This is a genomic window from Halomonas sp. M20 (assembly GCF_020622265.1).
GTDB lineage: Bacteria > Pseudomonadota > Gammaproteobacteria > Pseudomonadales > Halomonadaceae > Modicisalibacter.
The window spans coordinates 1,074,903-1,087,391 of the sequence record NZ_JACNMQ010000001.1 but is presented as its reverse complement, the minus strand read 5'-3'; the positions used below and the strand labels follow the sequence as shown (position 1 = coordinate 1,087,391).

10 protein-coding genes are annotated in these 12,489 nt (G+C 58.5%); 4 read left to right on the top strand and 6 right to left on the bottom strand.

The window, feature by feature from the left end:
• The first annotated feature begins 43 nt into the window (after positions 1-43).
• Positions 44-412 (top strand): cupin domain-containing protein, encoded by a 369-nt coding sequence (locus H7850_RS05090; RefSeq protein WP_227368350.1) that lies wholly within the window; start codon positions 44-46, stop codon positions 410-412.
• A gap of 4 nt (positions 413-416) precedes the next feature.
• Here the strand turns inward: H7850_RS05090 and H7850_RS05085 are convergent, their stop codons facing one another.
• The 6 genes from H7850_RS05085 to H7850_RS05060 all read right to left on the bottom strand — a co-directional run bounded on the left by H7850_RS05085 (position 417) and on the right by H7850_RS05060 (position 8,558).
• Positions 417-1,412 carry an adenosine deaminase gene (locus tag H7850_RS05085; protein ID WP_227368546.1) on the bottom strand — a complete coding sequence of 332 codons (996 nt, stop codon included), beginning with the start codon at positions 1,410-1,412 and terminating at the stop codon, positions 417-419.
• A gap of 60 nt (positions 1,413-1,472) precedes the next feature.
• Entirely contained in the window at positions 1,473-3,233 is a 1,761-nt protein-coding gene (cydC, locus tag H7850_RS05080) for a thiol reductant ABC exporter subunit CydC (RefSeq protein WP_227368349.1), read from the bottom strand.
• Positions 3,220-4,947, bottom strand: a complete 1,728-nt coding sequence (gene cydD / locus H7850_RS05075; RefSeq protein ID WP_227368347.1) for a thiol reductant ABC exporter subunit CydD — start codon at positions 4,945-4,947, stop codon at positions 3,220-3,222. Before cydD ends, cydC begins: the two co-directional genes overlap by 14 nt.
• 51 nt (positions 4,948-4,998) lie before the next feature.
• Positions 4,999-6,006 carry a cytochrome d ubiquinol oxidase subunit II gene (gene cydB / locus H7850_RS05070; RefSeq protein WP_227368346.1) on the bottom strand — a complete coding sequence of 336 codons (1,008 nt, stop codon included), beginning with the start codon at positions 6,004-6,006 and terminating at the stop codon, positions 4,999-5,001.
• Positions 6,007-6,009: 3 nt separating this feature from the next.
• Entirely contained in the window at positions 6,010-7,416 is a 1,407-nt protein-coding gene (locus H7850_RS05065; RefSeq protein ID WP_227368345.1) for a cytochrome ubiquinol oxidase subunit I, read from the bottom strand.
• A gap of 161 nt (positions 7,417-7,577) precedes the next feature.
• Positions 7,578-8,558, bottom strand: a complete 981-nt coding sequence (locus H7850_RS05060) for a calcium/sodium antiporter (RefSeq protein WP_227368343.1) — start codon at positions 8,556-8,558, stop codon at positions 7,578-7,580.
• A gap of 247 nt (positions 8,559-8,805) precedes the next feature.
• Here H7850_RS05060 and H7850_RS05055 point away from each other — a divergent pair, with 247 nt between their 5' ends.
• The 3 genes from H7850_RS05055 to H7850_RS05045 are packed head-to-tail and all read left to right on the top strand — an operon-like array spanning position 8,806 to position 12,387.
• Positions 8,806-10,104: a paraquat-inducible protein A gene (locus H7850_RS05055; RefSeq protein ID WP_227368545.1), complete on the top strand. Its 1,299-nt coding sequence runs from the start codon at positions 8,806-8,808 to the stop codon at positions 10,102-10,104.
• On the top strand, positions 10,097-11,737 hold the full coding sequence (pqiB, locus tag H7850_RS05050; protein ID WP_227368341.1) for an intermembrane transport protein PqiB: 1,641 nt from the start codon (positions 10,097-10,099) through the stop codon (positions 11,735-11,737). Before H7850_RS05055 ends, pqiB begins: the two co-directional genes overlap by 8 nt.
• 53 nt (positions 11,738-11,790) lie before the next feature.
• Positions 11,791-12,387 carry a membrane integrity-associated transporter subunit PqiC gene (locus tag H7850_RS05045; protein ID WP_227368340.1) on the top strand — a complete coding sequence of 199 codons (597 nt, stop codon included), beginning with the start codon at positions 11,791-11,793 and terminating at the stop codon, positions 12,385-12,387.
• The last annotated feature ends 102 nt before the right edge of the window (positions 12,388-12,489 follow it).

The following is a 12,489-nucleotide window of genomic DNA, read 5'->3' as shown; positions in this document are numbered from 1 at the left end:
AAAAGTACTCTTATTCATATAACGCCTTATCAGGAGCTTTTTCATGTCGCAACATGATGTCGTGAACTTTGCCGATGCCCCGCTCAAAACCTCGGAGCGCCGGTTGGCGGATCTACCCGATAGGGTCGTCGAGGGCGATCCTCAGCACGAAACGAAGCTGCGTTTCGAAAGCCCCGACGGCGCAATGATCGCCGGCACCTGGACCAGCACGCCAGGTAAATGGCACGCCTTCACCCAACGCGACGAGTTCTGCTACATCCTCTCCGGGCACTGCAAGCTGATCGGCGAGGATGGCAAGGTCCAGACATTTCGTACCGGCGACGCCTTCCTGATTCCCAATGGCTTTCGCGGCTACTGGGAAATCATCGAGACCACCGTCAAGCATTTCGTGATTCGCCAACACGACGAGTAAGGCCTTAAAAACTGGCCGCCAGACGCTCGCGTAATGCCTGGCGGCGGTCGTTTTCCATAAAGGCAATCTGAAGCGCGTTATCCGCCAGGCTGACGAACGTATCCTTCGACCAGCCAAAGGCTTCATGGCAAGCCAGGTAGTTGTCCAGCACGCCGCCACCGAAATAGGCCGGATCGTCGGAGTTGAGCGTCACCAGAAGCCCGGCGTCGAGCAGACGCGGCAAGGGATGATCCTCCATGCGCTCGACTACCTTGAGATGCAGATTGGATAGCGGGCAGACCGTCAGCGGTATGCGCTCATCCCTAAGTCGTGCGACCAGTTCGGGATCTTCCAGGCAGCGCACCCCATGATCGATACGGCACACCTCGAGCAGATCCAGCGCTTCTCGAATATAGGCTGGCGGCCCCTCCTCACCCGCATGGGCCACCCGCGGCAATCCCAGCAATTTGGCGCGTGCAAACACCTCGGCAAACTTGCCCGGTGGATTGCCTTGCTCGGCGCTATCCAGCCCTACCGCATCGAGCAATTCCAGATAGGGCCCGGCCCGCTCGAGCACCTCCATGGCTTCTGCCGCCGATCGATCCCGCAGGAAGCTCATGATCAGCGCCGAAGAAAGATCCCACTCCCGCTCGGCTTGGCGCATGGCCCGAGTCAAGCCTTCGAACTGGACGTCCAGCCCAACGCCCCGCGCCAGATGCGCCTGCGGATCGAAGGAAAGCTCCACATGCACGACGCCATCGTCGTGAGCGCGGCGAAAATAGTCCATGGCCAGGTCGAAGAAATCATCCACGCTGCGCAACACCGACATGCCCTGATAGTAAAGATCGAGAAAGGACTGCAGATCGCTGAAGTCGTAGGCGGCGCGCACCTCTTCCACGGAGGCATAGGGCAGGTCGATAGCGTTACGCTCTGCCAGGGCAAACATCAGCTCCGGCTCCAAGGTGCCCTCGATGTGGAGATGCAATTCTGCCTTGGGCAAGGCTTTGAGCCACTCTTTCATTCCGCCCCCTGTATCCATCATTTTCTTCCTGCAACATCATTGCGTTACTGAAACAGCACTCTACTCTGCCCCGGAAACGATACGACCCAAACGCAACGACAAGGTTCGCGACACCCCGGGCAGATAGCGATTGTCGTGATTCAGATAGAGCACCGTACGATCCTCGAGCCAGGTATCGAGGCGTTCAGCAATACGCAGTACCGTGGCTTCGTCCAGGCCCGTGAAGGGCTCGTCGAGTATCATCATATCGGCCTGAGTCAACAGTACCCGGGCAAGCGCGACCCGGCGCGCCTGACCGCCGGATAGTTGACGCCCGGACTCGCCTACCCAGGTGTCCAACCCCAAGGGCAGCTCCTGGGCCCAGCCTTTTAAATCGACCACGTCGAGCACCTCCCAGAGCATGTCGTCACCAGCTTTAAGATTCCCAATGCGAAGATTCGTCGCCAGGCTGGCATGAAACAGCTCCGTGTGCTGAGTGAGATAGCCGATACCCTGGCGTAGACTCGAAATCGATAGTTCACGCGCATCCCGACCATTCAGACACACTCGCCCAGCACTCGGATCGATCAGACGTACCAGCAGCTGGGCAACACTCGACTTGCCTGATCCCGAGGCACCCACCAGCGCTATGCGCTCCCCAGGTTCAATGGAAAACGATACGTCATCCAATGCAGGTGCCAAAGGGTTTTCCATAGCGAATGCTTCATGATCATTCTCGAAACGACTGGCGTTGGGATAACGAAGCGATAGGCCCTCAAGTGCCACTCTAGGCGCGCCCTTGGCCAAGATAATGGGGTTTTCCACTTCTTGAATGTCGCTACGAGAAGCCACAAGAGCATTAAGGCGCTGGGCCGCCGCGCGGGTCGCGCCCAGCTGAGTGAAGGCCGGGGGCAACAAGGCCATTGCCTCGTTGGCGGCCAGCACCGCTAGCGGCATCAATACCAATAGCGGCCCGCTCAATGTATTCGCGGCATACAGACTGGCCCCCAACCAGAGCGTCAGCGCCGCCGTCATGCTCACTCCAAGTCCCACTAGGGCATTACCCAATGCCTGCAGTCGTCCCAGGCGGCGTTGATCGCGATAGAGATCCTGCTCCTGGCCGGATAAGGTCTGGCGATGCATGCCCAGGGTGCGGTAACAGCGTAGCTCCGCCAGCCCTTGCAGCTGCTCGATGGTCAACGAGCGCAGGCGGTCCAGAGCTGCCACTCGATGCCTGCTTGCTGCCATTCCCAGACACGCCTGACCCAGCACCAGCCACAGCCATGTAAGCAGTAGCGCCATCAACGTCGGGGCGGCTATGGAGGGCGTGAAAAACCACAGCAGCAAGGCGATACCGCAAACCGCCAGCAACGATGCCAGCGGAGGCGCCAGCAAGCGCAGGTAAAGGCTATCCAGGGTGTCGATATCCGCCGTGAGTCGATTGAGCCATTCGGCGGCCCGCAGACGGCCCAGACTGCGGCCATCAAGCCGGGTAAGCACCGCAAACAGCCCGGCCCTGAGATCCGCCAGCAATCGCAGTACCGTATCGTGGTTGTAAAGACGCTCGCCGTAGCGTGCGGCGGTGCGAGTAATGGCGAAAAAGCGAATGCCGCCACCAGGACGATAGATATCGATACTCACGGCGGCACCCGCAGCCAAGAGCGATCCGGCAATGGCGGTAGTGGTAATGAACCAGCCAGAAAGCGCCAGCAGACCAATGGCGGCGGCCAGGGTCAGCAGCATCAATAGCGCCCCCAGCCACAAGCGCCCCTGGCGCTGCCGAAGCTGACGCAGCCAGGGCGCAAAATCGCTGAGAAAAGAGCCTTCGCTATCGGGTTTCATTGCTCAAGGTACCATGCTGCTGAAGAGTGCCATCCTCGAAACGCAACGTTCGATTTGCCAGGGCCATCAACGCCGGATGATGAGTCGCTATCACCACCGTTCGGCCTTGGTTTACCAGCCGCCTCAAGGCGATAACGACCTGGGCTTCACTATCTGCATCGAGGCTGGCGGTGGGCTCGTCGAGCAACACCAGGGGCGCCTCGGAGAGAAACACCCGGGCCAGGGCAAGCCGCTGCCCCTGACCGCCGGAAAGCCCCAGGCCGCGCTCCCCCAGATACGTACTCAACCCCTCCGGTAAGTTGGCAACTAGATCCGCAAGACCGGCCTGCGTCACCGCCTCTACTAGCTGCGCATTGCTGGCCTCGGGCGCTGCCAGGCGCAGATTCTCCGCAAGGCTGCCTTGCACCAGCCAGGGTCGTTGATCCATCCAGGCAATCTGTGCGTTTGGAATGATTTCGACGCGCCCCTGCTCGATCTGAACAAAACCGGCAAGCAGTTGCAGCAGTGTGGACTTGCCGGAACCGGAAGGCCCCACCAGGGCGACACACTCCCCGGATGCAATCGATAGCGTGATCGGTCCCAGCACCCGCCCCCGCTGTGGATAGGAAACGCAGGCCTCCCAGAGGCGAATGCAAGTACCCGAACTTGAGTTTTTTGCGCTGAACTCCTGAGTGGGGTCCAGATTGAAAACAGAAGTGGAAACAGGAGTGGACACCGGCAGTTCAAGCATTTTCATCAGACCATCCGCGGCACCCAAGGCAGCGGCTCGATCATGATAGTGCTGGGCCAGGGTTCGCAGCGGCTGAAAGAATTCCGGGGCCAGCAACAGGATGAGCAAGCCGCTGAACAGCGTCAGCTCCTCCGCCGGGCCATAGCGAATGTATCCCAACAGGCCAAACCCGATATAGATCGCAATCACCGCGATGGCCACAGAGGCGAAGAATTCCAGCACCGCGGAGGATAGAAATGCGAGCTTCAGGGTGCGCATACTGCGTCGGCGATAGTCATCCGCCGCGACAAACACTTCATCGATACTGGCATCGGCGCGATTGAATAGTTGCAGCGTTGTCAGACCGCGCACGCGATCGAGAAAGTGCCCAGCCAAGCGCGTCACGGCGACAAACTGCTGTTGATTGAGCCGTTCGGCCCCCATGCCCACCAATGCCATGAACAGTGGAATCAAGGGAGCGGATAGCAGCAGGAATATCGCCGCCAGCCAGTCGAGCCACAGCACCAGCGCCAGAATCACCAGCGGCAGTACCAGCACCAGCCGCATTTGCGGCAAAAAGCGGGCGTAGTAACCGTCCAGCGCCTCGACCTGCTCGACCAGCTGCCCCCCGAGCCCGGCGGTATGCCGGCTAGAAAGACCCACTGGCCCCACCGCCGCCAGATGATCAAGTAGATGTGTGCGAACCTTGCTGCGCACGCGAAGACTGGCCTCCACACCCGCACTCTCCTGGCCCCACTGGGCCAGTGCGCGTACCGCGATCACCACCAGCAATAAAACGAAGGCACTGCTCAGTTGTTCCAGAGACGTTTCAGTACCGATCAGCTGAGCAATGATCCAGGCCAGCGCTCCCATTTGGAGCATGGTCATCAGACCCGCCAGAATGCCCAGCCCAGCGGCCAGCGCCAGCCAGCCTTTGACGTCCTGTGCCTGAGCGTTCAGCCACCCCCGAGGGGTCGAGATATCGGCGCTGCGAGTTGCCCTCATGGATACTCTTCAAAGCACAACCTCGAGCATGTTTTCCGAGGAAACACAGGCTCAGTGATACCCTTCGCCGGGACGCACCTTGCCCCGGAACACCCAGTAGGCCCAGCTGGTATAGCCCAGAATGACGGGGATGACGATCAAGGTACCGACCAGCAGAAAAAGCTGCGAACCCGGTGCGGAGGCCGCATCCCACAAGGTGTAGTCCGGCGGCACCACATAGGGCCAACGGCTCACTAAGAGGCCAAGATAGGTAAAAATGAACATACTCATGGTAGCGAAGAACGGCAGCTTCCCGCGCCCGCGCTTGAGCGAGAAGAACAGGGCCGCCGCGCTCGCCATGGCAAGGGCCGGCAGTATCCAGATCACCTGTATATGCCCGAACCAGCGCTCCGCGACGCTCGCATCGATATAGGGCGTCCACAAACTCACGATCGCAAATACGCCCAGCACTAGCCACAGCAGCTTGGAGGCTATTTGATAAGCCCACTCCTGTACGTGCCCTTCTGTCTTCAAAATGACCCAGGTAGCGCCCAACAAGGCGAATCCCGCCATCATACCCAGGCCGGTCATCACGCTGAAGGGCGTCAGCCAATCGAAGGCACCGCCGGTAAAGGCCCGATCCTGAGTCTCGAAACCCTCAATGTAAGCGCCCACCACAGCGCCCTGAGCGAAGGCCACCACCATCGAGCCTCCGGCAAAGGCAATATTCCACCGCTTGCGCGAACTCTTGCTCTTGGCCTTGAAGCGAAACTCGAACGAGATACCCCGGAAGACCAGCCCGGCCAGCATCAGAAAAACGCCAATATAAAGCGCCGGCAGCAGAATCGAATAGACCAGCGGAAAGGCACCCAGCAAGCTGGTACCGGCGAGCACCAGCCAGGTCTCGTTACCGTCCCAGATCGGCGCGCCGGTATTCATCATCGTATCCCGCGTCTCTTCGTTCGGGGCGAAGGGAAACAGAACGCCCATGCCGAGGATGAAGCCATCCATCAACACATACATGATGATGCTGAACGCTACAACGATCGCCCAGACGACGGATAGATCGAAGGTTTCCATGCCTCAGCTCCTTGCCTGTGTAGTGCTGTCATCGAAAGAAACATGCGAAGCGGACATTGGACGCATGGCGCTTTGAGTTTCGTCGGTATCGCTCTCCTCTTTTTCCATACCCATGCGAATCACCTGGGTGAGGTAGTAGATACCGGAGAAAAACACCACCGCATAGACCGCCATGTACCCGAGCAGCGTAAATAGCGCTATACCGCCGGTCAGGGACGGTGTCAGACCCTCGGCGTGGCTCATCACGCCGTAGACGAGCCAGGGAGCACGTCCGGTTTCAGTAACGATCCAACCCGCCAACAAGGCGATAAAGGGTGCCACGCTCATCAACCGTAATCCCTGCAGGAAGTAGCGATTGGTATAGATGCGTCCGTTCTTGCGCAGCACCAGCCCTGCAATGGCAAAGGCAATCATCAAGAAGCCAAGCCCCACCATGATGCGAAAACCGAAGAAGGCGAACCACACCGGCGGCTGTTCATCCCGCGGCCAGTCACTAAGTCCCTTGATCTCGCCGCTCGGATCATGGGTCAGGATCAGGCTTCCCAGTTTGGGAACGCTGAGTTCGTAATGGTTGGTCTGATTTTCCTGATCCGGAATGGCGAAAAGCGCCAATGGCACCGAGGATTCGGTATCCCAGATAGCCTCGATTGCGGCGAGTTTGGCCGGCTGATGTTCCAGGGTATTGAGACCGTGGAAATCCCCTACCACTGCCTGAGCGGGGGCGGCAATCAGCAGCAGCCACAGCGACATGGATAGCGCCTTGCGGTTGGCCTCGATTTCATGGCCGCGGAGCAGGAACCAGGCGCTGACACCGGCCACCACGAAACCGCCGGCCAGGAAGGATGCCAATCCCATGTGCAGAAAACGATACGGGAAAGAGGGATTGAAGATCGCCTCGAACCAGGAGGTGACGTAGAAAGTACCCTCTCGTATTTCGTAACCGGCAGGCGTGTGCATCCAACTGTTGGTCGAGAGAATCCAGAAGGTGGAGATGAGGGTACCCACCGCCACCATGATGGCGGCGAACAGATGCATTCCCGGGGAAACGCGACCACGCCCGAACAACAATACGCCTAGAAACCCTGCCTCGAGGAAGAACGCCGTCAACACCTCGTAACTCAGCATGGGCCCGATGAAGTTGGCGGTCGCCTGGGCGAAATTGCTCCAGTTGGTGCCGAACTGGAAGGACATGACGATGCCGGATACCACCCCCATGCCGAATACCACGGCAAAGACCTTGGTCCAGAACTGCGCGAGCTTCTCCCAGGCCTTGTTACGGGTCTTGACGTACAGCCCGTAAAGCAGTGCCAGGTAAGATGCCAGGCCAATGGTAAATGCCGGGAATATGGCATGAAATGAAATCACGAAAGCAAATTGCAGTCGCGAAATGATCAGCGGATCAAGTTCCATGACGACTCCTTGAAAAATATTCGTGGCACCAAGGCACATGAAAGGCCGTGCTAACGGTATGACAGCGGCAATCTCGGATTGCGCCATGTCACCGTGTGTCCCGTTGCCGCAGGCACTCCCTGCCCTATCAGCATCATATCATGCTAGGGTCCGACACGAGATCAACCCGCGCTGGTCTGCACTATTGTATAGACGAGATACCCCGTATAGGCGATATACACACTCAAAAGCGCTCCACCCTCGAAACGATTGATACGCCCCGGCCCGCGCCAGCCGATGGCAAAAATGGCCATGGCTAGGGTCAGGCCCGCCATGACTACCCAATCCCGGGAAAGCACTTCGCTCCCCGCATCGATGGGCATGATCGCCCCGGCCAGGCCGACGACGCCTAGGGTATTGAACAGGTTTGAACCGATGACATTGCCCAGCACCAGATCGTGCTCTTTCTTGCGCAAGGCGCTGATAGACGAAGCTAGCTCCGGCAGAGAAGTGCCGATGGCAACCACCGTCAAGCCAATGATCAGATCACTGACCCCGAAGGCCTCGGCCACGTAGACAGCGCCCCATACCAGCAGGCGAGAACTCGCGATCAGCAACACCAGACCGACCAAGGTCCAGATCAGCCCGGTTTTGAGCGTCATGGCTTCGGCGGAAGGAGGCTCTCCATCGGCCATTGCCAACGCATCGCCACTGCTACGATTCGCTCGCCAGATGCTCAAAGCGAGTACTGCCGCCAGCAGCAGCAGCAGCAGTGCGGCATCCAGACGGGATACCTCACCATCGAGCAGCAGCCAGGCGGATATGAGTGTTACTAGACAGAGCAGAGGCAATTCCTGTCGAATCACCTGGGAATGCACTGACAATGGACTGATCAGCGCCACAGCCCCCAGAATGAGACCGATATTGGCAATGTTCGAGCCATAGCCATTACCCAGTGCAAGACCGGGGTTACCCTGTCCAGAGGCAAGAGCCGACACCATCAGCTCCGGTGCCGAGGTACCAAAACCAATTACCAGCATGCCGATGAGCAGGGTCGAAACCCCCAGATGACGAGCCGTGACAGCGGCGCCCTCAACGAATTTGTCAGCACTCCAGACCAGCAGAATCAAGCCTGCCACGATCGCGGCGGTGGCTAATAGCACGTAGGCATCCTCTTATATAGTGACGTAGTATCGGTTTTTGGCTCGGGAATCATGCCCGACTCATTGCTTTCATACCAGCCATCGTCGTTCGCGTCCTTTGTTGTGCGTGTTTTCGCATCGATGACTTCAGAGTTCTAACCACGCCACGATGAAGGTTACACTACTCATCCCATCATTATTCGATGACCACCTTGATACTAGGATACGTTTGTAGGTGAACGATCATTTGTCGTCCGACGCCTTTGAGCTGACACCCTCAACTCATGAGCAGGACCAGGCCACTCATGGCACGCGGCGCCGTCTACGGGCATGCCCAGAATGTGACTGGGTGTCAGCGCTTCCTCCGCTGTCTCCCGGGGACAAGGCCTGCTGCCCTCGCTGCGGCCACACTCTGGCGCAGCGTCATTTTCGGCCTGCGGAGCGCAGCCTTGCGCTGGCCTTGAGTTCGCTGATGGCTCTGGCCATTGCGCTATCTTTCGATTTCGTCAGATTCGAATTCAGCGGTATCGGCAACAGTATCGATTTGATCGAAACCGTCACCACCATGATCAGCTTCGATCATTCGCTCGTGGCCATCTGTGTGGTACTGGCTATCATCGTACTGCCCACGCTCTATCTATGCGGCGTGATATGGCTACAGATTGGCCTGCTACAACGTAACCCGCTGCCCGCCAGCCGCCAGATTGCGCGTAGCCTGGTGCATCTACACCCTTGGATGATGGCGGACGTATTCGTCATCGGCGCTCTGGTCGCGTTGATCAAGGTGGGGGGCCTGGCGGATATTACGATAGGCATCTCCTTCTGGGCATTCTGCTTTTATGCAGCGTTGCTATTACTGACCATGCAATCCATCGACAGCGATTGGCTCTGGTTTTCTCTGGCCCCCGAGCCCCTAGCGCCAGCGGATACCCAAACCGGCACCACCGCCGCGCCTCAGGGTCTGGGAGGCTGCACCACTTGCGGCCTGATCAACCGTCTCGATTCTCGCGGTCATGGCCGCTGTCGACGCTGCAGCGAACCTCTGCACGATCGCCTTCCGAACAGCCTGCAGCGCACCTGGGCGCTGGTGTTCGCTGCCACCGTGTTGTACATACCCGCCAATGTCTATCCGATCATGACCACCACCTATCTGGGCAACAGCGACTCGTCCAACATCATCGGTGGCGTGGTGGAACTCTGGCATGGCGGCTCCATACCGGTGGCAGTCATCATCTTCATTGCCAGCATCCTGGTACCTGTGGGCAAGCTCATTGCTCTTGTCTGGCTGTGCCTTGCAGCACGGCGTGGTAACACCAATCACTCCTTCGTCCGCACACGTCTCTATCGCGTGGTGGAATTCATCGGACGCTGGTCCATGGTCGACATCTTCGTCGTCTCGATTCTGGTAGCGCTGATCCGTGCCGGTGCGCTGATGTCTATCACGCCCGGCCCTGCAGCCCTCGCTTTCGCCAGCGTGGTCATCGTGACCATGCTGGCCGCTTTTACCTTCGATCCACGCCTGCTATGGCAAGAATCTCCTGCTCTCGAGGAACCGTCCCATGCCTGACGCGCATCGCGCTCAACGCCAACGCAAATCGCGCCTGTCGCCGATCTGGATAATACCGCTGGTCGCGATACTGATCGGGCTATGGCTGGTGTACGATAACTATGCCAGTCGAGGACCGGAGGTGGTGCTCGAAATGCCCAACGCAGAAGGCATCGAGGCCGGCAAGACGCTGATCAAGACCCGCAACGTTCAGGTCGGTCGCGTCGAAAACGTTCAACTCTCCGAGGACCTGTCCCACACCCTGGTCACCGCGCGCATGAGCACCGACGCGGAGAGCATGCTCAACGAGGAAACCCGGTTCTGGGTGGTCAAGCCGCGCATCGGTCGTGAAGGTATCAGCGGGCTGAATACAGTGCTTTCCGGCGCCTATATTCAACTGCAGCCGGGCAATAGCGAAGTGCTCCAGTATCGTTTCAAGATTCTTGAACACCCACCCGTGGCGCCGCCCGGCGCCAAGGGCATTCGTATCCAGCTGGTGAGTCAGGTAGGCAGTGCGCTACAGGTGGGCGATCCGGTCACCTATCAAGGCTTGACCGTCGGTCGGGTCGAGAACACGGAGTTCGATCTAGAGAACCGGCAGATGGATCATCGCCTGTTCATTGAGTCACCCTACGATGGCCTGGTGACCGAGAATACGCGTTTCTGGTCCGCCTCCGGCGTCGATCTGCGTTTGAATTCAGAAGGTTTTCGAGTCAACGTCGAGTCCGTTGAAACCCTACTCGGCGGCGGGGTCACCTTTGCCGTGCCCGAGGATATACCCATGGGTAAAAAAGCCAGCGGCGATGAAACCTACGAACTTTTTTCCGATGAGGACAGTGCCATCCAAGGCACCTACAATCGCTATCTGGAATATGTTCTGCTGATTGAAGATACGGTACGCGGCCTATCGAAAGGCTCCCCGGTGGAATATCGCGGTGTGCGCGTAGGCACCGTCGCCGCCGTGCCCTGGAATTTCAGCGCGCCGCAGCCGGATACCCGCCAGCGCTTTGCCATTCCGGTGCTGATACGCATCGAGCCCCAACGGCTCAGTACTAAGGAAGAGCCTGTCAAGCTCGACGAATGGCGCGAGCGCTTTGACCGTATGTTCAACTACGGCCTGCGCGCCACGCTGAAAGCCGGCAATCTACTGACCGGCGCCCTGTTCGTCGATCTCAACTTCGTGAAAGAGGCGCCAGATTACGAAGCCGAAAATTTCGACGGCAAGACCGTCTTCCCCACGACCCCAGGCGGCTTCGCCCAGATCGAACAGAAGGTGTCCAATCTGCTCGACAAGCTCAACGATCTCGAAGTCGAGCCCGTTCTTGGCAAGCTGGAACAGAATCTGAGCGCCTCCGAGAAAACACTGAAAGAAGTACGCTCGGCCACCGAGTCCTTCAAGTCCCTGCTGGAAGATCCCCAGACCCGGGAAATACCATCCAATCTCAATGCATCGTTGCGGGAACTGCGCCAGACTCTCAAGGGCCTATCACCGGACTCCAGCGTTTACAAGGAGTTGACCCGAACCCTGCAAAGCGTGGAGAAACTCGTGCGCGATCTGCAGCCCGTCGCCGAAACCCTTCGCGAGAAGCCCAATGCGCTGATTTTCGATCGCAGCGATGGCCCGGACCCAGTACCCCAGGCGCCAAGACGATGATGACAGGACGCAATTGCCGGTTTTCCCGCGCTTATCTCAAACAAGGAGAAACGATGAAAACGCCATACCTCCCTTTCATGCTGCTGATCTCTTTTTTGTCACTGGCAGGATGCGCCACCGGTGGCGTCTCGACGGAACGCTATACTCTGCCGAGCGGTAGCGATACCAAGGTTTCGGCCAAGGGCGAAACCCGCAGTAACGTATCCCAGCGCACGCTTATCATGGGCAATCTGGAACTGGCAAGCTATCTGGAGAGCCAAGGCATCATCCTGCAAAGCGACGATATTCGCGTACGCGAGGCAAGTTCGCATCTGTGGGCAGAATCGCTCAAGCGCCAGCTTGATCGCGGCCTGCGTCAACGTCTGGCCGCCCGCTTGCCGAACACGCGCGTACTTGAAAGTGGCAACAGTGCAGACGCCTTGCATCTGCAGGTCAACGTCGATCAGTTTCAGGGACGCTACGACGGATTGGCGGTAGTCAGCGGACACTGGCAGCTGTACGACGACACAGGCAAACTGTTGGTACTCGAACCTTTCAACGAGACTCAGGCGCTCAAGAGTGATGGCTACCCGGCTCTGGTGCGGGCGCTAGGCCGCGCCTGGGATCAAGTGGCTGGCGACATCGCAAAAGGAATAAAATCCAAGCGTTAGAATGGGTCTAAGCCGCAGGGCAGCCGCATGATCTGAACCGTTCACATCGGAATTGTGTCGCGGGTCGGAAGCTATTCAATAGTACTCTGCTTTGATCATGAG